The organism is Lentzea terrae, from assembly GCF_003265345.1.
GTDB classification, from domain to species: domain Bacteria; phylum Actinomycetota; class Actinomycetes; order Mycobacteriales; family Pseudonocardiaceae; genus Lentzea; species Lentzea terrae.
The window spans coordinates 338031-356726 of sequence record NZ_QFWW01000001.1 but is presented as its reverse complement, the minus strand read 5'-3'; the positions used below and the strand labels follow the sequence as shown (position 1 = coordinate 356726).

15 protein-coding genes are annotated in these 18696 nt (G+C 69.5%); 11 read left to right on the top strand and 4 right to left on the bottom strand.

Annotated features, from left to right (window positions below; all coding sequences use genetic code 11):
- Positions 1 to 99 precede the first annotated feature (99 nt).
- From DI276_RS01570 to DI276_RS01535, 8 genes are all read left to right on the top strand, one after another.
- Positions 100 to 2220, top strand: coding sequence for a glycoside hydrolase family 36 protein (locus DI276_RS01570; RefSeq protein ID WP_198680398.1), 2121 nt, complete (start codon positions 100 to 102; stop codon positions 2218 to 2220).
- The gene (locus tag DI276_RS01565) at positions 2217 to 3521 is read left to right on the top strand and encodes an ABC transporter substrate-binding protein (RefSeq protein ID WP_112261425.1); all 1305 of its coding nucleotides are present in this window, start codon (positions 2217 to 2219) and stop codon (positions 3519 to 3521) included. Before DI276_RS01570 ends, DI276_RS01565 begins: the two co-directional genes overlap by 4 nt.
- Positions 3521 to 4369, top strand: coding sequence for a carbohydrate ABC transporter permease (locus DI276_RS01560; protein WP_112261424.1), 849 nt, complete (start codon positions 3521 to 3523; stop codon positions 4367 to 4369). The genes DI276_RS01565 and DI276_RS01560 overlap by 1 nt, the downstream gene beginning before the upstream one ends.
- Positions 4366 to 5175: a carbohydrate ABC transporter permease gene (locus DI276_RS01555; protein ID WP_112261423.1), complete on the top strand. Its 810-nt coding sequence runs from the start codon at positions 4366 to 4368 to the stop codon at positions 5173 to 5175. Before DI276_RS01560 ends, DI276_RS01555 begins: the two co-directional genes overlap by 4 nt.
- Positions 5172 to 7685, top strand: a complete 2514-nt coding sequence (locus DI276_RS01550; protein WP_112261422.1) for a carbohydrate-binding protein — start codon at positions 5172 to 5174, stop codon at positions 7683 to 7685. Before DI276_RS01555 ends, DI276_RS01550 begins: the two co-directional genes overlap by 4 nt.
- A 137-nt stretch (positions 7686 to 7822) precedes the next feature.
- Positions 7823 to 8500 carry a lytic polysaccharide monooxygenase auxiliary activity family 9 protein gene (locus DI276_RS01545; protein ID WP_232836380.1) on the top strand — a complete coding sequence of 226 codons (678 nt, stop codon included), beginning with the start codon at positions 7823 to 7825 and terminating at the stop codon, positions 8498 to 8500.
- 86 nt (positions 8501 to 8586) lie between these two features.
- Positions 8587 to 9969 (top strand): alpha/beta hydrolase, encoded by a 1383-nt coding sequence (locus tag DI276_RS01540; protein WP_232836379.1) that lies wholly within the window; start codon positions 8587 to 8589, stop codon positions 9967 to 9969.
- 47 nt (positions 9970 to 10016) lie between these two features.
- On the top strand, positions 10017 to 13013 hold the full coding sequence (locus tag DI276_RS01535) for an AfsR/SARP family transcriptional regulator (RefSeq protein WP_232836378.1): 2997 nt from the start codon (positions 10017 to 10019) through the stop codon (positions 13011 to 13013).
- Here the strand turns inward: DI276_RS01535 and DI276_RS01530 are convergent.
- Positions 13010 to 13450, bottom strand: a complete 441-nt coding sequence (locus DI276_RS01530) for a hypothetical protein (RefSeq protein WP_157984455.1) — start codon at positions 13448 to 13450, stop codon at positions 13010 to 13012. The two genes, DI276_RS01535 and DI276_RS01530, sit on opposite strands and share 4 nt — an antisense overlap.
- A 152-nt stretch (positions 13451 to 13602) precedes the next feature.
- Here DI276_RS01530 and DI276_RS01525 point away from each other — a divergent pair, with 152 nt between their 5' ends.
- The 3 genes from DI276_RS01525 to DI276_RS01515 all read left to right on the top strand — a co-directional run bounded on the left by DI276_RS01525 (position 13603) and on the right by DI276_RS01515 (position 16452).
- Positions 13603 to 14475 (top strand): DUF4394 domain-containing protein, encoded by an 873-nt coding sequence (locus DI276_RS01525; protein ID WP_112261420.1) that lies wholly within the window; start codon positions 13603 to 13605, stop codon positions 14473 to 14475.
- 87 nt (positions 14476 to 14562) lie between these two features.
- Positions 14563 to 15435, top strand: coding sequence for a DUF4394 domain-containing protein (locus DI276_RS01520; RefSeq protein ID WP_112261729.1), 873 nt, complete (start codon positions 14563 to 14565; stop codon positions 15433 to 15435).
- A gap of 6 nt (positions 15436 to 15441) precedes the next feature.
- Positions 15442 to 16452 (top strand): methyltransferase, encoded by a 1011-nt coding sequence (locus DI276_RS01515; protein WP_112261419.1) that lies wholly within the window; start codon positions 15442 to 15444, stop codon positions 16450 to 16452.
- Between the two features lie 3 nt (positions 16453 to 16455).
- Here DI276_RS01515 and DI276_RS49660 read toward each other — a convergent pair whose 3' ends face one another.
- The 3 genes from DI276_RS49660 to DI276_RS01505 are packed head-to-tail and all read right to left on the bottom strand — an operon-like array spanning position 16456 to position 18689.
- The gene (locus tag DI276_RS49660; protein WP_157984454.1) at positions 16456 to 16599 is read right to left on the bottom strand and encodes a hypothetical protein; all 144 of its coding nucleotides are present in this window, start codon (positions 16597 to 16599) and stop codon (positions 16456 to 16458) included.
- Between the two features lie 54 nt (positions 16600 to 16653).
- The gene (locus tag DI276_RS01510) at positions 16654 to 17040 is read right to left on the bottom strand and encodes a hypothetical protein (protein ID WP_157984453.1); all 387 of its coding nucleotides are present in this window, start codon (positions 17038 to 17040) and stop codon (positions 16654 to 16656) included.
- Positions 17037 to 18689: a hypothetical protein gene (locus tag DI276_RS01505; RefSeq protein ID WP_112261417.1), complete on the bottom strand. Its 1653-nt coding sequence runs from the start codon at positions 18687 to 18689 to the stop codon at positions 17037 to 17039. Before DI276_RS01505 ends, DI276_RS01510 begins: the two co-directional genes overlap by 4 nt.
- Positions 18690 to 18696: the final 7 nt, after the last annotated feature.

Genomic DNA, 18696 nt, shown 5'->3' with positions numbered 1-18696 from the left:
GTAACCACCTCTTTCCACGCGCCTCTGTGACCGGTCACACTTCCCGCCAATCAATGTGACCGGTCACATAGATGTTGACCAGCAAGAATTGAGGCGAGGTTGATCTCAGTCGAGTCCGAGACGACGGTGACCTGGGGCCACGCGGCGCTGGAGCTGGTCGTGGACGTGTCGCCGGACGGACCGGTCAGCGTGCGGTCACTGGCGGCGGGAACGCGGGTGCTGCCCAGGTCCGCGCAGCCGCTGGTGGAGCTGATGGTCGCGAGCGAAGGCCGCGGCCAGGTCTCCCAGCGGTTCGTCGAGACGGCGGTCGGCCGGCGCATGCTGTTCGCGGGCTCCTCGCTCGCCACCGACGGCAGGTGGAGCGAGCTGCACCTCGACCTGCGCGACGAGCGGACCGGCCTGGTCGCGCGCACGACGTTCCGGACGGTGGACGGGGTCGCTGCCTGCCAGGTCACCACGACGGTGACGAACCGGGGTGACTCGGCGGCGCTGCTGCTCGGCGCGACCTCGTTCGCCGCGGGTTTCCCCGGTGCGCGGATCGAGGACGTCGACCTGTTGCGCGCGGACAGCGAGTGGCTGGGTGAAGGCCGCTGGGTCCGGCACCCGTTGCGGGACTCCGTGCCGGACCTCGACCTGAGGATGCACGGGCAGGACGGCCGCGGCCGGGTCGCCGCGGTCAGCACCGGCACCTGGTCCACCGGCACGCACCTGCCGACCGCGGGGCTCGTCGACCGGCACACCGGACAGGCGTGGCTGTGGCAGATCGAGCACAACGGCCCGTGGCACTGGGAGGTCGGCGAACGGCTCGACAGCGTGTACTTCGCGCTGCTCGGACCGACCGACCTCGAGCACCAGTGGCAGTGCCGCCTGGAGCCCGGCGAGTCGTTCACGACGGTGCCGGTGTCGGTGGCCGTGTCCGACGACGGTCTGGACGGCGCGATCGCCGCGCTCTCCGCACATCGGCGCGAGCTGCTGCGCCCGCACCCCGAGCGGTCCACGCTTCCGGTGGTGTTCAACGACTACATGAACACGCTCATGGGCGATCCGACCACGGCGAAGCTGCTGCCGTTGATCGACGCGGCCGCCGAGGTCGGCGCTGAGGTGTTCTGCGTGGACGCCGGTTGGTACGACGACGGCGGCAACTGGTGGGACAGCGTGGGGGAGTGGCAGCCGTCCACGACGCGGTTCCCCGGCGGCCTCGAGGAGGTGCTCACCCACATCCGCGACCGGGGCATGGTGCCTGGCCTCTGGCTGGAGCCGGAGGTGATCGGGGTGCGCAGCCCGATGGCCGACCGGTTGCCCGCGAACGCGTTCCTGAAACGCGGCGGGATCCGGCTCGTCGAACAGGACCGCTATCACCTCGACCTCCGCCACCCCGCTGCCGTCGAGCACCTGAACGCGGTGGTGGACCGGCTGGTCGGCGATCTCGGCGTCGGCTATCTCAAGCTCGACTACAACGTCGACCCCGGCGCGGGCACGGATGTCGCGGCGGACAGCGTCGGCGCCGGACTGCTCGCGCACAACCGGGCGCACCTCGCGTGGCTGGACAAGGTGCTCGACCGGCATCCGCACCTGATCCTGGAGAACTGCGCGTCCGGCGCCATGCGGATGGACTACGCGATGCTGTCGCGCCTGCAGCTCCAGTCGACCAGCGACCAGCAGGACCACCTGCGCTACCCGCCGATCGCCGTGTCGGCACCGATGTCCGTGCTGCCGGAGCAGTCCGCCAGCTGGGCCTACCCGCAACCCGACATGCCGGCCGAGGACTTCGCGTACTCGCTGTGCACGGGGATGCTCGGCCGCCTCTACCTGTCGGGGCGGCTCGACCTGATGAGCGTCGAGCAGCTGGCGTCCGTCCGGGCCGCCGTGCGGGTGCACCGGGAGATGCGCTCCGGCCTGACGCGCGCGGTTCCGTTGTGGCCCTTGGGTTTGCCGGCGTGGAGCGACCCGTGGCTGAGCCTGGCGCTCAAGGTCGGCGACGTCACGTACCTGGCGGTGTGGCAACGCGACGGCGACGGCTCCGGTGTGTCGCTGGCACTGCCGCACCTGCGTGGCACGGACATCGACGTCGACGTGCTCTACCCGCGCGAGCTCCCCGCGTGGACCTGCAACTGGAACTCCGGCGCCGGTTCGCTGACCGTGGTGCCCTCCGGCCCGGCCAAGGCCGCCGCACGTCTCTTCCGGATCGTCTCCCCTCCCACCGAAGGATCAACGCGATGAAGCGATGGATCTGCGCCGTCACGGCCACACTTCTGCTGGGTGTCGCGGCCTGCAGCGACCCCGGCACGAACTCCTCCTCCGACGGTCCTGCGGGTTGGCCGGAACCCACGTCGTCGTTGGCCGGCGTGAAGCTCACGGTGTGGGCCGCGCAGAACAGCAACACCGTGCCCGCGCAGGTGGTGTCGGCGTTCGAGCAGGCCACCGGTGCCGACGTCGAGGTCGTGACGATCCCCGACCCGTACGAGCAGGGCGTGCAGACGAAGGTGGCGACGGGGGACAAGCCGGACCTCGCGTTCTGGCAGCCCACCGCGTCGATGCTCACCGCGATCAACGCGAAGACGAACCTCCAGCCGCTCACCGACGCGCCGTGGCTGCCGAAGCTGGCGCCCGAGCTCAAGGACATCACCGGCATCCTCGACGGCACCCGCTACGCCGCGCTGGTCACGAGCCCGGCCGTCGAAGGCGTCTACTACAACAAGGAGGTCTTCGCCGCCAACGGCATCACCGAGCTGCCGAAGAACTTCGACGACATGGTCACGGCGGCGCGCTCGTTGAAGGCCAAGGGCGTCACGCCGTTCTTCGAGATGGCCGGCGACCGGTGGGCGACGCAGTGGTGGGTGCAGGTCCTGCTGGCCGACGCCGCGCAGAGCGGCTTGTGGGACAAGGTGAACAAGCGTGAGGCGAAGTTCACCGACCCGGTCGTCGTTGACGCGATCAAGAAGTACAAGTCGCTGATCGACGAGGGACTGTTCAACACCGACATCAAGACCGCGAAGTTCGAGGACCAGGGTGCCGCGCTGCTCGACGGCAAGGCCGCGATGGTGCTGCAGGTGAACTCGTTCTTCGGGCAGCTGCAGGCGAAGTCCGACACCGCGGCGCTGGACCGCAAGATCGGGTTCTTCCCGATCTCGCCGTCCGGCCGGGTCGGCACGTTCATCCCGGACCAGTCGAACGCGCTGGTGGCGTTCCGCACCGGTGACGCCAAGCGCGAGGCCGCGGCCCGGCAGTTGCTGGCGTTCTGGATGGGGCCGGACTACGCGGAGTTCGTCAAGGACCGCAACACCGTCTCGCTGCAGCCCGCCGTCGCGAACCCCGCCGGTGTGCCCAAGGCTCTGGTGGACGTGCACGCCTCGTTGCCCACCGCGGTCGGGTCCATGCAGGCGCTCGCGCTCGCGAACCCCGATCTGTACATCAACCTCGCGGACATGATCGTGGGGACGATGTCGCCGGAGGACGTCGCGAAGGCCACCCAGGACCAGTTCGACCAGCTGGCCAAGGCCGCCGGGGCGCCGGGATTCTGATGCGCCGGCAGACCCATCCCTGGTGGTTTTTGGCGCCGGCGTTCGCGATTCTGCTCGTGTTCTTCTTCCTGCCGACGCTGTTCAACTTCATCTACGCGTTCACCGACTGGTCCGGCTTCAAGAGCGCGATCAACCCGGTGGGGCTGGACAACTTCGCCCAGCTCGGGTCGGACGGCACGTTGCTGCGCGCCGTCCGGATCACCCTCGTCTACGCGGTGCTGGTCGCGTTGTTCCAGAACCTCTTCGGGTTCGGACTCGCGGTGCTGCTGGAGCGCGACACCCGGCTGAACCGGGTGGCGCGGGTGTTCTTCCTGGTGCCGGTGCTGATGTCCGCGCTCGCGGTCGGCTACGTCTTCCAGGCGTTGCTGAAGCCGCAGGGCAGCCTCAACGGGTTGCTGGGCATCGACTACGCGTGGCTGGGCGACACCACGTGGTCGATCGTCGTGGTCGCGGTGATCCACGCGTGGAAGTGGATGGGTCTGTCGATGCTGATCTACTTGGCGGGCCTCAAAACGATTCCCGAGGACCTGCTGGAGGCGGCGCGCATCGACGGTGCTTCGCGCGCTCGGGCGTTCTGGGCGGTCAAGTTCCCGTTGCTGGCTCCGGCGGTCACGTTCAACGTCGCCACCGCGTTGCTCGGGTCGATGAACGGCTTCGACATCGTCCAGGCGACGACCGGCGGCGGACCGGCCCGCACCACGGAGATCCTCAACATCTTCATCTACCGCACGTTCGGCCAGGGCCTGTTCGCACAGGCCACCGCGATGAGCCTGGTGCTGTTCCTGCTCGTCGCGCTGCTGGCCTTCCCGGTGATCAGGACGTTGCGCCGGCGGGAGGCGATCCTGTGAGGAAGCTGCAGCCGTTCGCCGTGACCGCGCTGGTGCTCGTGGTCATCGGTGTCCCGCTCTGGCTCGTGGTGGTCACCGCGGGCAAGTCGCAGGGCGAGGCGCTGAACCCGGACTTCTCGCTGCCGCAGCGGTGGCAGCTCTGGGAGAACCTGCGGCAGGTGTGGACCGACGGCGAGGTGCCCGCCGCGTTCTTCGGCAGCCTGCTCGTCGTCGTGCCCACGGTCTTCGCGTTGCTGGTCTTCGGGTCGATGGCCTCGTGGGTGCTGGCCCGCCGCGCCACCCGGCTCAACGCCGTGCTGTACGCGTTGGGCATCAGCGGCATCGTGCTGCCACCCGCCGTCGTCACGGTGGTGCTGTTGCTGCGTCAGCTCGGGCTGGCCGGCAGCGCGATCGGCATGATCGGGGTCTACACGGGCATCTACATGTCGACGGTGATCTTCTTCGTCACCGGGTTCGTGCGGACGATCCCGGTGTCGCTGGAGGAGGCCGCGCAGATCGACGGCGCCGGACCGGTCAAGGTCTTCTGGCGGATCGTGCTGCCGATGCTGCGCCCGGTGCTCGCCACCGCGACCATCCTGATCTGCCTCTACGTCTGGAACGACGTGTTCTACGCCTTCTTCGTGATCGGCGGGCGGCTGGACACGTTGCCGCTCAACCTGTTCCGCGTCGCGAGCGCGGGGCTCTACCTCAACAACTGGCATCTCATCTTCGCCTACGTGGTGCTGATGAGCCTGCCGCTGGTCGTCGTCCTGACCGTCGCCCAGCGCAGGATCATCTCGGGCATCACCAGCGGAGCCGTCAAATGAACGGAGTTCCGATGCGGTTCCCTGCTTTGACGCTGGCCTCCTTGCTAGTGCTCACCACGTTGTCACCGACCGCGGCCGCGGCGACCGAGACCCTGAACGTCGACCTGTCCGCCACCACCGGCGCGTTCCACGGTGGTGCCACGGGAATCCTCTACGGGCTCGGCGATCCCGGCGTTCCTTCGCAGGACGTGATCGCGGGTATGCGGCCGCGCACGATCTCCCAGAAGGCGCCCGACGGCGACCAGCACCCCAACGGTGACGCGCTGAAGGTCGCCGACGGCTTCTTCGCCGCGGGAGGCACCGACGTCCACATCTACACCCAGGACACCTACAGCAAGTGGCCGTACGAGGATCTGGGCATCGACGACTACCTCGCCCGGTTGCGGCCGCAGGTCGAGAAGGTGGCCGCGCGACCGGACCGCGACCGGTTCGTCTGGACGATCTTCAACGAGCCGGACGGCATCTGGTACTCCGACTGGGCCAACAAGAAGCAGAAGTTCTTCTCCGACTGGACCAGGGCCTACCGCCTGGTGCGGTCCATCCTGCCGAACGCCCGCATCACCGGCATCGGGGAGACCCAGTACCGCGCTGATCACCTGCGCGAGTTCCTCACCTACGCCAAGGCCAACGACGTCCTGCCCGACATCACGACGTGGCACGAGCTCGGCCCCGACTCGTTGGCGTCGTACCGCTCGCACTACGCGGATTATCGCGCCATCGAACGGTCGCTGGGCATCACGCCTCGCCAGATCTGCATCAACGAGTACTCGAACCGGCGCGACACCTCGGTGCCCGGCCAGATGATCCAGTGGATCACGATGCTGGAAGACACCAAAGTGGACGGTCAGCTGGCGTACTGGTCGCTGGCCGGCAACCTGAGCGACAACGCCGTGCGCGCCGGCCGTGCGAACGGTGGCTGGTGGCTCACCAAGTGGTATGCGGACCTGGCCGGCGAGACCGTCCGCGTGACGCCGCCGCGCCCGAACACCAGGGACTCCTTGCAGGGCCTGGCAACGCGGTCCGGCGCCAAGGCGACCGTGCTGCTCGGCGGCACCACCTCTGACGTCAACGTGGCGGTCTCCGGCGTCGACGCCAGGGTCTTCGGGTCTCAGGTGGACGTGCGGGTCTCGAAGACGACCTGGTCCGGCTACGAGGGTGACGCCGGCCAGCCGCCGGTCGTCACCGCCTCCAGGGTGCCCGTCGTCAACGGCAAGGTGTCCGTGCCGGTGCCGGGCGGCGACCAGCTGGCCGCCTACCAGGTGATCATCACGCGTGCTGCCGGTGCTGCGCCGGTGGCGAACGCCTCGTGGCAGGCGAGCTACGAGGCCGAGTCCGGGTTGGTCGAGAACGCCACCGTGTACACCCAGGACGACGGCTCCGGCTCGTGGGACATGGCCATGCGCTACACCACGTCCGGCCGCAAGGACGTCGGTTCCATGAACCGGGCGGACTCCCGCGTCACCGTCAGCGTGACCGTGCCGCGCACCGGCACCTACCGCCTCGGGGTGCTCTATGGCACCAACGCTTTCGTTGGCCAGCAAGCGCTTTACGTGGACGACGCGCACGTGCGGAACCTGACGCTGCCCGCGACGCTGGGCTGGACGTACCGCGGCCGGTACGACACCCCGATCCAGCTCAGCGCGGGGACGCACCGGATCTCGTTGCGCACCAGCGGTCCTGGCGGGTTCCTCGGCGCGTCCTCGAACGTCACGCTCGACCGCGTCGACCTGACCGAGCTCACCGGCCCCGAACGCACGGTGTACCCGCTGTCCGACGCCCGCGGCTCCGCGCAACTCATGGCCGGTCGCACCGCCACGACGTACGTGTCCGCAGCCGAGGACGGGTACTACCGGCTGACCACCGACTGGACCGGAATCGGCCGCAGCGCACTGGGCCTCACGTTCTCCGGCCGCCGTGCTGCCGGTGCCGACCTGGTGGGCTCCAGCACGGGTGCGTGGTCCGGCACGACGACCGTGCACCTCAAGGCGGGCATCACCGAGCTGAAGTACACCAACACCGGCCGGATGCCGCTGTCCCTGGGCACGCTGACCGTCGTGCGCGACACCGCGGCCGACCGGCACGCGGTCCGCGTCGAGGCCGAGTCCGGTGTGCTGGCGGGCGGTGCGGCCGTGACGGCGGGCCCGTGGGGCACCTACGTCGGCTGGCTCGGCAACGGCGGCACGCTCACGATCCCGCGCTCCGGTGCCCCCGGCCAGTACAACCTCACCGTCGCCTACGCCCAGGCCGAGAAGAACACCGGGCACCCGTACAACACCGACGCCGTCACCCGCACCCTCACCGCGACCGAGGCCGGCGGCAAGGCGACCACCGCGCCGTACCGGCACAACTACACCTGGGACGGGTTCTGGCCGGAGACGTCGCCGATCGACCTGAGCACGCAGAGCGGTGCGCTCACGTTCGGCAACCCCGCAGCCTGGGGTCCGAACGTCGACTCGATCCAGCTCGCCCCGCTCGTCGTGGCGAACACGGTCAGGCGCAAGGGTTACTGACCGTTCGTGGCCCGCTGGCGTTCCAGCGGGCCACGAACTCCATTGTCACCCAATGCTTCGTTGTGATCTCGGAATGTTACGGGTACGCTAAATGCTCTGGGAGCGCTCCCATTCCGCCGCTGCTCGATCATCGGAGAATGGAGGCCCATTTCATGCGCATGAGCACCAGCACCTCCTGGTCCGCGAACAGACGACGTGGCGTCCTCGTGCTGATCGTCAGCATGCTGGCCTGGACGTTCGTCTGGACGCCGACGGCCTCGGCGCACGGCACCATTGTCAGTCCGGCCACCCGCGCGTACCAGTGTTGGAAGACCTGGGGCAGCCAGCACACCAATCCCGCCATGCGGGAGCAGGATCCCATGTGCTATCAGGCTTTCCAGGCCAACGCCGACACCATGTGGAACTGGATGAGCGCGCTGCGGGACGGCCTTCGCGGCAACTTCCAGGGGAGCACGCCCAACGGTCAGCTCTGCAGCAACGCCCTGGCGCGCAACAACTCCCTGAACACGCCGGGCCGCTGGAAGACGACTTCGATCAGCGCGAACTTCACGATGCACCTGTACGACCAGGCGAGCCATGGTGCCGACTACATCCGGGTCTACGTGAGCAAGAACGGGTTCGACCCCACCACCCAGAGCCTGGGCTGGGGCAACCTCGACCTCATCACGCAGACCGGCAGGTTCGCCCCGGCCAAGGACATCAGGTTCAACGTCCAGACGTCCGGCTACCGGGGGCACCACATCGTGTTCACGATCTGGCAGGCCTCACACCTCGACCAGGCCTACATGTGGTGCAGTGACGTGAACTTCGGCTAGCTGCCAGGGGAGCTGTCCGCCGTCCTGAAAGCGCTTTCACGTAAGGTGGGCGGCCTCACGGCAGAGCTGGAGGCGTTGTGCGGTCGATGATGCGGGTACTCCTGGCCGCCTTGGTCCTGGTGGTCCACGTGGGTCCGGCGAACGCCGGACCCACGTGGTCTGCTCAGCCCATCGCGTGGGTGCAGTGCCCGGACAACCCCGCCGGCGAGTGCGGGACGCTCGAAGTCCCGCTGGACTACCGCAAGCCGAACGGCCGGCGCATCAACGTCGCACTGGCACGGCACCGCGCCACCGATCCGGCGCGCAGGCTCGGCGTGCTCATGGTCGACCCCGGCGGCCCTGGTGGTTCGGCTGCGCAGTTCGCGCTCTCCCGCCTGTTCAGCCCGGAACTGCGCGCCAGGTTCGACATCGTCGGCCTCGACTCGCGCGGCACCGGGAACAGCCTGCCGATCCGCTGCGCCGACCTCATGACCGACCAGCCGTCGCACTACCCGGCCGACGAGGCCGCGTTCACCACCCTGTTGCGGCACAACCAGGGCGTGCTCGCGAAGTGCCGGGAGCGCAGCGGCCCGATCTTCGACCACGCCGACAGCGCCACCGTCGTCCAGGACATGGACGCGGTCCGGCGGGCACTGGGCGAGCGGAAGATCAGCTACCTCGGCCTGTCGTACGGCACGATGTTCGGCCAGTTGTACGCGGAGAAGTTCGGCAACCGGGTGCGCGCCATGGTTCTCGACAGCGTCGTCGACCACAGCGCGAACGCCTGGCGGTTCATGGGGGAGCGCGCCGCCGCCGTCGACGACTCGTTCGTCGAGTTCGCCCGCTGGTGCGACCGCACGGTCTCGTGCGAACTGCACGGCCAGAACGTCTACCAAGCCTGGGAAGCCGCACTCGTCCGCGCTGACCGCGAACCGGGCGGCCGGCAGCAGCTGATCGACAGGGTGTACCACAGCCTGGGCGGTCCGGACTTCGGCTGGATCGCGCACGTCATCGCGACCACGAACAGCGCGCAACGCCAGGGCGCCCTGGACTTCGAGCCGAACTACCAGTCGGTCCGGCTGGCGACGGTCTGCCAGGACTTCTCGTTGCGCATCAAGAACTTCCAGCAGTACGAGCGGTTGCGCGCCGAGGAGCTGCGCCGGTCACCGCTCCTGCGCGGCAGCTTCATCGGCCACGACGAAGCAACCGCGTGCATCGGAGTCGAAGGGCGGCCGGCCAACCCACCGCACCGCCTGAACATCTCAGCCGCACCGAGGATCCTGGTGCTCAGCGCGCGGCACGACGCGATCACCCCGTACGAGTGGGCGGTCAACATCCAGCGGCAGGCGCCGCGCAACACCGCGTTGCTGACCTACGAAGGCTGGGGCCACGTCGCCTATCCGCGCAGTGCCTGCACCCGCGGCGGCGTCGACGACTACCTGCTGGAGCTGACGGTCAAGGCGACCAGCTGCCCCGCCGTCGAGCCGTGATCCTTCGGCGTTCGACGACATTCGACCGATGAATTAGCTTCGAGCCAGTGGCGGGGAGGTCTGTGCGGATCCAGGTGCTGGGTTCGACGCGGGCGTGGCACGACGGGGTGGAGCTGGAGCTGGGTCCACCCGGCCGGCGGGCCGTGCTGGGGTTGCTGGTGCTCGCCGAAGGTGAGTCGGTCGCCGCCGCTGATCTGATGGACTCGTTGTGGGGCGACCGGCCGCCGCGCAGTGCCGCGAACGTGCTGCAGACGCACGTGAAGCACCTGCGGCGACTGTTGGAACCCGGCCGCAAAGCGCGGTCCAGCAGTTCGGCTCTGCCTTACGTCAACGGCGGCTACGCGGTGAACTCCGCTGTCGTGGACATCGACCTGATGGCGTTCCACCGGCTGGTCGCCGAGGCGAACGAGACACAGGACGACCGAAGACGGGTCGCGGCGAAGCTCGGCGAGGCGCTGAGGTTGTGGCACGGCCGGCCGCTCGCGGACCTGCCCGCACTCGCCACGCACCCGAAAGTCGTGGCGCTGGTGGCGAAGCAGCGGGAGGTGCTGGCCCGGTACGGCGACGCGATGATCGAGATCGGCGCGGCGGGGGACGTGCTCCCCGAGATCGCGGAGGCGGCCGCGGACCAGCCCCTGGACGAAGCCTCGCAGGCGCGCCTGATCCGCGCCTATCACGCCGTCGGACGCCGGGCGAAGGCCTTCCAGGCGTACCACGAGGCACGCGACCGGCTCGTGGAGGACCTCGGCATCGACCCCGGTCCGGAGCTCCGGGCGGCGCACGCGGCGCTGCTCCACGACGATGACGGCACGACGACCTCCGGCGTGCGTTCCCGGCCCGCGCTGCGCGTGCCCAGACAGCTGCCGGCGCCGCCCGCCGGGTTCACCGGCCGCAGCTCCCTTCTGTCCACATTGGACAAGCTGATGCCGGCGCACGCCGACGGCGCGGTGTCGATCACCGCGATCTCCGGCACCGCAGGCGTCGGCAAGACGGCGCTGGCCGTGCACTGGGCGCACCGGGTCCGGGACAGGTTCCCCGACGGGCAGCTCTACGCGAACCTGCGCGGCCATTCGAAGGGCGGCCCGACGCCCCCGATCGAGGTGCTCGCCCAGTTCCTGTCCGCACTGGAGGTGCCGGCCGAACGGGTGCCCGTCGACGTGGAGACGGCGGCGGCGATGTACCGGACCCTGACCACGGACCGCAGAATGCTGGTGCTGCTGGACAACGCGGCCGGCCCGGACCAGGTGCGGCCGTTGCTGCCCGCCGGTCCGGCCTGCGTCGTCGTGACCGGCCGTGATCGGATGACCGGACTGGTCGCGCTGCACGGCGCCCGCCAGGTCACCCTCGACGTGCTGAGCCCGGAAGACTCCCTGGAACTGCTGGCGTACGTGCTGGGGCCCCAGCGGATCCGCGCGGAACCGGTGGCGGCGGCCGAACTCGCGAAGCTGTGCGCCCATTTGCCACTGGCGTTGCGGATCGCGGCCGCCAACCTCGCCGACCACCCGGAGCGCGGGATCGAGGACCACGTCGCGGACCTGAGGGACAGCAACGTGTTGACGGCCCTCGCGGTGCAGGGCGACGAGCACACCGCGGTGCGGACCGCGTTCGGACTGTCCTACGCCGCGCTGCCCGCGGCGGCGCAACGGTTGTTCCGGCTGCTGAGCCTCGCGCCAGGCACCGACATAGGCACCGAGGCGGTCGCGGCCCTCGCCGGCACCGATCTCCCGCAGGCCACCCGGTTGCTGGACCGGCTCGGCGCGGCGCACCTCGTCGAACCGCACGAGCCCGGCCGCCACGGCTTCCACGACCTGCTGCGCCGGTACGCAGCCGAGCGCGCCTCGCTCGAGGAAGGCGAACGGGACTCGGCGCTGCACCGGTTGTACGACTGGTACCTGGGCGCGGTGGACACCGCCGCCCGGCTGCTCTACCCGCACATGCTGCGACTGCCCGTGCCACCTCTCGCAGCCAGGGCACCGTCCGCCATCACCGCGCCCGCGGAGGCGTCGAACTGGCTGGACGCCGAGCTCGGCAACCTCGTCGCGGCGATCAGAACTGGGCCGCGGCCCACGACGTGGTTGCTCGCCGACGCCCTGCGCGGCTACTTCTGGATGTGCACGCGCCACGTCGAATGGCTGGCCGTGGCGGAAGCCGCCGTGGCCGCGGCGGAGGAGGCCGGCGAGCCCCGCGAACGTGCCGCCGCCCGGCTCAGCCTCGCCGACGTGTACTTCCGCCAGGGCAGGTACCGCGAGGCCGTCCGGCACTACACCTGCGCGCAACTGCTTGCGCGGCAAGCAGGCTGGGTCGAGGCACAGGCCACCGTGCTCGGCAACCTCGGCGGCGTCTACTGGCAGTCCGGCCGGCTCCAGGCCGCCGCGGTCCGCTTCACCCGCTGCCTGGCGGTGAGCCGCAGCCTCGGCCAGCCCGCGGGTGAGGCCGTCGCGCTCGGCAACCTCGGCCTGGTGCACTGGGAGATGGGCCGCCTGGAGCAGGCGGCCGAGCACTACACCCTGGCGCTGCACCGGTACCGGGAGATCGGGTCTCTCTACGGCGAAGCGCTCAACGTCGGCAACCTCGGCCAGACGCAGCACGCCCGCGGTCGGCACGCCGAAGCAGCCGACCTGCTCACCCGTGCGATCGCGCTGCACCACGAAGCCGGCAACCGCAGCGGCGAGGCGTTGGCGCGCAGCAGGCTGGCCGCGGCGTTCCTGGACCTCGGCCGCGGTGAGGAGGCGCTCGGCCAGGCACGCACCGGCCTCGCGCTGGCGCAGGACGCCGGTGACGTGCGGACCGAGGTGGAGGCACTCGCCGCGCACGCCGCCGTGGACCTCGGTCTCGGGCACCGGGCGGAGGCGGTGCGCCGCTACCGCCAGGCACTCGAACTGGTCCGCAGCACGGGTGACCGGTACCCGGAGATCGACATCCTGATCGGCCTCGCGACGGCCACCGCGGACGCCGGTCTGGCCAGCCAGGCAGCAGGCCTCGCGCAGCGAGCGGGCTACCTCGGGCTCCGTGACCGGGCCAGGACCGCGCTCGAAAAAACCTAGTCCAGGATTTCGTCGCCGACGCCCTTGCGCGGCGTCCTGCTGTCCCCGTTCGGCCACACGGTGACGACGGCCCACGGGTTGAAGCTCCCGTCCGTGCCGTCGCCCTGTTTGCAGGAGAACTCGGCCATGTTGAACGTGTTCCAGCCACCGCTGCCGTCCGGCACGCGCGTCAGCGACTCCTCCGCGTTGCCCACCCAGACGCACTTGCTTCCGTCCTCCTCGTGCGTGACGCGCTGTTCGATCGCGGTGATCACGCCGCCTTCAGCGCACCACAGAACCTGGTACTGGTAAGCCCACCCGGAACCGACGATCCGCACCGGCGGGGAGGTGAACGGCGTCGAACACGGGAGCACTTCCGTCGCGCTCGCGGTGCCCGTGGTGAGCCCGGCGGCGAGCACTGCCGCACATCCTGCGACTGCCATGGTCCTGAACTTCATCGCTTCCCCCTCGAAGTCGCGTGCTCCTAATGAGACAGCGCTTTCCGGGCGCCCGCAAGGTGCGTGCGCAGTAAGTCCAACCGACGTCCAATCGATGTCCAGTGCCGCCGAATAGCTTGTGCCACAAGGTTTCCAACAGGGGAGTGGGATCGATGAAGGCACAGCTCAAGAGGGGCGTCGCCGCGGCGGCCGTGGCGGTGTCGGTGCTGGCCACCGTGGTCGCGGGCGGCGGGAACAGCAGCGCACAGCCGACGGGTCTGCGAGCGTACGGGATCTCGTCGGACGGCAGGTCGATGGCGACGTTCACGACCGATCGGCCGCAGACGCTGGACTGGGTGCGGGACGTCGTGGGCTTCTCCGGCGACACGAAGGCGATCGGCCTGGACTTCCGCGTCCAGAACGGTCTGCTGTACCTGGTGGGCGACAAGGGTGGTATCTACACGGTCAAGCTGCCCAGCCCGCCCTCGCAGCCGGACCCGGTCATCACCAAGGTCTCGCAGCTGGCCGTCGCGTTGCACGGCACGAACTTCGGCGTCGACTTCAACCCCGCCGCCGACCGGCTCCGGGTGATCAGCGACGGAGGGCAGAACCTCCGGCACAACCTCGGCGACCACACCACGGTGGCCGACACGAGCCTGTCCACCCCGCCGACGCCGGGCGTGACGAAGGGCGTGACCGCGGCCGCGTACACGAACAACGACCTGGACCCGACCACCGCGACGACGTTGTTCGACATCGGCACGATGACCGACCAGGTGCTGATCCAGTCACCGGCCAACAACGGCCTGCTGGCGCCGACCGGCAACCTGACCGTGGACGCGGCCGCCAACGCCGGGTTCGACATCTTCAGCACCCTGAGCGGTGGCAAGGCGGTTTCCGTGGCGGGCTTCGCCACGCTGGTAGGGCCGGACGGCAGCGCGATGCTCTACAACGTCAACCTGCTCAACGGTACGGCGACCGCCATCGGCAAGTTCCCGAACGCGGTGCCGATCACTGACCTGGCGATCTCTCTGAGCGGCTGGTGACCCGCTGCCGCCACGGCCGTCCAGTCGACGTCCAGTCGTGCTCAATAGGTTGTGCCACAAGGTTTTTTCTACAGGGGAGTGGCACTGATGAGGGCACAGGCTAAGAGAGGCGTCGCTGCGGCGGCCGTGGTGGTGTCGGTGCTGGCCGGGGTGGCCGCGGGTGGCGCGAGCAGTGCCGCGCAGCCGGCGGCGGGTCTGCGGGCGTTCGGGATCTCGGCGGACGGCATGTCGATGGCGACGTTCACGACCGATCGGCCGCAGTCGCTGGACTGGGTGCGGGACATCGTGGGCTTCTCCGGCGATGCGAAGGCGATCGGCCTGGACATCCGCGTCCAGGACGGCCTGCTGTACGTGGTGGGCGACAAGGGCGGCATCTACACGGTCAAGCTGCCGAACCCGCCGTCCCAGCCGGACCCGGTCATCACCAAGGTCTCGCAACTGAGCGTCCCCTTGTGGGGAGCCAAGTTCGGGGTGGACTTCAACCCGGCGGCCGATCGTCTCCGCGTCGTCAGCGACAACGGCCAGAACCTGCGGCACAACCTCGGTGACCACACGACGACCGAGGACGCCGTCCTCTCGACGCCGCCCGCACTGGGCCCGACCCGGGGTGTCACCGCCGCCGCGTACACCAACAACGACCTGAACCCGGACACCGCGACCACGTTGTTCGACATCAGCACCGCCACCGACGAGGTGCTCATCCAGTCGCCGGCCAACAACGGACTCCTGAGCGCCACCGGCAAGCTCGGGGTGGACGCCGCTGACGCGGGCTTCGACATCTACAGCACCCTGAGCGGTGGCAAGGCGACCGCGGTGACGGGCTTCGCCGCGATCGTCGCGTCGAACGGCGTCGCCACGCTGTACAGCATCAACCTGCTCAACGGCACGGCGACGAGCGTCAACAGCTTCCCGAGGCTCGTGCCGATCGCGGACCTGGCGATCTCGTTGACGGGCAGCTGATCCACGATGGACCGCCGGCCGATCTTCTTCGAGACGATGCACCCGGTCTTCGTTCTCCTGCACGCCGGCTACCTGCTCCGCACCGCTCTCGACCTGCGACTGCCCGATCTGGTGGGTGAGGAACCCGCGTCCGTTGCCGAACTCGCGCAAACGGCCGGCCTCAACGCGGACCTCACCCACCGCCTGTTCCGCGCCTTGTCCGTGGCCGGTGTCTTCCGCCGCACCGGCCCGGACACCTACGCGCACAACGAGTTCTCCTTGTTGTTGCGCGCGGACAGCGGTGATGCGGCCGCCGCGGTCGTCAACACGTTCCTGAAACCGGACTGGACGTGGCAGGTGTGGGCGAGCCTGACGGACGGGGTGCGCACCGGCACCAGCCCGTTCTCCTCGGTGCACGGCAACGACTTCTACACCTTTCTCGGACGATCACCTGAGGTGGCCGAGAACTTCGGCCGCACGATGACCCTGACCCTGGGCGACACCAACCCGGCCGTGGCGGACGCCGCCGACCTCGACGGTGTGCACCACGTGGTCGACGTCGGCGGTGGCCAGGGAACCCTGCTGCGCGAGGTGCTGCAACGCCATCCGGAGATGCGCGGCACGTTGTTCGACATCGAGGCGGCGCTCGCCGAGGTGGACGCCGAACTGCGCACCGGTGCGCTGGCGGGGCGGTGCGCGATCGTCACAGGGGACGCGCGGGAGTCGGTGCCCGCCGCGGATGCCTATCTGCTGCGAATGGTTCTGCACAACTGGGACGACGACACGTGCGTGCGGATGTTGTCCCGCTGCGCCGAAGCCGGTAACCCCGGTGCGCGGGTGTTCGTGGTGGAGATGTTGCGCACCGACGAGGAGCACTCGTTCGTGCCGCTGATGGATCTGCAGATGTTCCTGTTGGTCGGCGGCAAAGAACGTGACGAGGAGGAGTTCGCCGCGTTGTTCGAACGCGCCGGTCTGCGGTTCCGCGGCGTGCGGGCGACCTCCACCGCGCTGCACGTCGTCGAAGCCCGCTGCGGGTGAACCTCACTCGCTCGATCGGTTGCGTGCTCCGACACCGAGCACCGTGCCGACGATGACGGCTGCCAGCGCCACGGACGTCAGTGCCGTGGCGCTGACGGTGAAGCTGTTCTCCCGCATGGAGGGGATCAGGACGCCCAGCACGACCATCACCAGCAGGGTCAGGTCGCACAGCCACGCCGTCCTGCGGGTTCATCGGATGCGTCAGCCGCCGAACGACTCGATCGCCTTGGTCAGCTCGCTCGCCGTCTCGACCAGCGGGGTCACGGGCCGCACCATGGCGTTGAGCCGCTCCAGCGTCCGCGCGATCACCCCGCGGTCGGGCTCGGGGGAGTCCAGCTCGTCCTGCAACTCCTCGGCGGCCGCGGCGGCCTCCTCGCCGTCGTCGGGGAGCTCCGCGCGGTGCCGTTCCAGCAACGCCATCAGCTGGGTCATCAGCTCACCGGTCTGCGGCGCGGCGGTGAAGGTCAGGCCGTGGCTGACCGCGCGGGCGTTCTGCCCGACCGCCTGGTTGCCGACGTTGCTGACGCCGCCGGACTGCTGGATGCCGTAGTTCGGCGAGTTTTCCGGCATGGGTTTCCGTTCTGTCACGCCGGTTTCCCGGCGGCGGGTTCGGGTGTGGCGAACTGGGCCGTCGCGGTGGCCTCGCTGCCGACGGCCTGGTTGCCCACGTTGCTCACGCCACCGGTCTGGATGATGCCCTGGTTGAGGATCGTCATCTGGCGGTTGCGGAACTCGGTGGTGTCCACGCCGCGCTCGTCGAGGAAGTCCAGCAGCGCGGCCAGCACGTGCCGTTCGACCAGCTTGAGGTGCTTCGCGGCGTCGGTCTTCTGGAAGTAGTTGTGATAGTTGTCGTCCGTCGCCTCCTCGCGGACGCTGAACCGGGCGCCGTAGTCGTAGCCGAGGTCCTGCCGGGCGATGGCCCGCTCGACGGTGCGGCGCCGTTCCCAGCGCCAGTGGAAGGTCAGGTCGCGGACCACCCGGAGGGGAGCACGCGGCACGGCGCCGGCCATCCCGCTCGCCGCTCTGGCCAGCAGGCGGCCGATCGCGCCCGCGGTGAGCACCGGGCTGATCCGGTCGACGTCGTGGTACTGCTGCCACAACGGGCCCAGCACCGTCCGGTCGCACTGCAGGTACAGCAGCCGTCCGTCGGTGGAGAAGTGCAGGAACGTGCTGGCGACCACTTCACCGCCCCACGACGGGACCTGCGCGCAGAGGTAGTGCCGCGCCGAACCGTGCGGGCGCGCGGCGAGCCGGGCGAGGTCCTCATCGGACAGGTGCTGCAGGGGCGCCTGCTCGCGTTCGGGCAGCAGGGCGGGGTGCATGGTGAGCGCGTTGCCGCTGACGAAGGCGCGCTCGGTGAGGAACAGCCCGGGCAGTTCGTCGGGCTCCACGCCGATGCCGGCCAACCGGTCCCGCACGTGCGTGACCAGTTCGCCGGTGTCCAGCGGCACGACGTTGTCCGCGTCCTCCTCCGAGTTGGAGTCACTTCGCAGGGACGGCAGGGCGAACGACCACGTCGACACGAGCGGGCCGTGGCCGATGAACGGGGTGAACCCGTGGTAGACCGTCACGTTGCCGCGTTCGGCCGCGTCGATCGCCGCCATCCGGTCCGACAACCAGGCCTGGCCGGCCGGCAGCGGTGGCGCCTCGTCGGGCTGGAACGCGCCCCGAGTGAGTCGGCTCAGCAACGTCAGGCGGGTCTGCCACTCACTCCACACCATCAGCGCGTAGATCGCCAGGCCGATCAGCAGCGCGAGCCACGGCAGCCCGACGAGCCACTCCGCAACCGGCGGCTCCGGTGCGCGGCGAGTTCGTGTCGGCTCGGGAGCCTCACCGAGCGCGGACACCAGCGACACGGTCGCCAGCAGCAAGATCGCCAACGCGATCAACGCGAACACGACGTCGCGCAGCCTGCGCGACTCCCCGGCCCGCCGGCCGAGGGCACCCCCGACCGGCAGGATCACCAGCAGCGCGAGGACAGTCCACAGTGGAGAGATGACCAGCGCGAGCACCGTCGCCGCGAGGAGACACCAGTCCCGCACCCGGCGCTGCCGAATTCCGGCCAGCGCGTGCAACAGCACCGGCCGCACCGAGAACCCGACCGACGGCGCCACCCCGTGCAGGTCGTCGTTCAGCAGTTCCTTGGTCATCCGCTCGGCGAAGCGCTCGTCGGTCGTGGCCGCGACGCACAGGTACCGAGTCGTGTCGTCGGGGGAGAAAGCGGTTGGCTGGCTCATCGATCCC

Coding starts and splice junctions, on each gene's coding strand:
- DI276_RS01565 (WP_112261425.1), top strand. CDS start 2,217: ATGAAGCGATGGATCTGCGCCGTCACGGCCACACTTCTGCTGGGTGTC.
- DI276_RS01560 (WP_112261424.1), top strand. CDS start 3,521: ATGCGCCGGCAGACCCATCCCTGGTGGTTTTTGGCGCCGGCGTTCGCG.
- DI276_RS01550 (WP_112261422.1), top strand. CDS start 5,172: ATGAACGGAGTTCCGATGCGGTTCCCTGCTTTGACGCTGGCCTCCTTG.
- DI276_RS01545 (WP_232836380.1), top strand. CDS start 7,823: ATGGAGGCCCATTTCATGCGCATGAGCACCAGCACCTCCTGGTCCGCG.
- DI276_RS01540 (WP_232836379.1), top strand. CDS start 8,587: ATGATGCGGGTACTCCTGGCCGCCTTGGTCCTGGTGGTCCACGTGGGT.
- DI276_RS01530 (WP_157984455.1), bottom strand. CDS start 13,450: ATGAAGTTCAGGACCATGGCAGTCGCAGGATGTGCGGCAGTGCTCGCC.
- DI276_RS01525 (WP_112261420.1), top strand. CDS start 13,603: ATGAAGGCACAGCTCAAGAGGGGCGTCGCCGCGGCGGCCGTGGCGGTG.
- DI276_RS01520 (WP_112261729.1), top strand. CDS start 14,563: ATGAGGGCACAGGCTAAGAGAGGCGTCGCTGCGGCGGCCGTGGTGGTG.
- DI276_RS01515 (WP_112261419.1), top strand. CDS start 15,442: ATGGACCGCCGGCCGATCTTCTTCGAGACGATGCACCCGGTCTTCGTT.
- DI276_RS49660 (WP_157984454.1), bottom strand. CDS start 16,599: ATGGTCGTGCTGGGCGTCCTGATCCCCTCCATGCGGGAGAACAGCTTC.
- DI276_RS01505 (WP_112261417.1), bottom strand. CDS start 18,689: ATGAGCCAGCCAACCGCTTTCTCCCCCGACGACACGACTCGGTACCTG.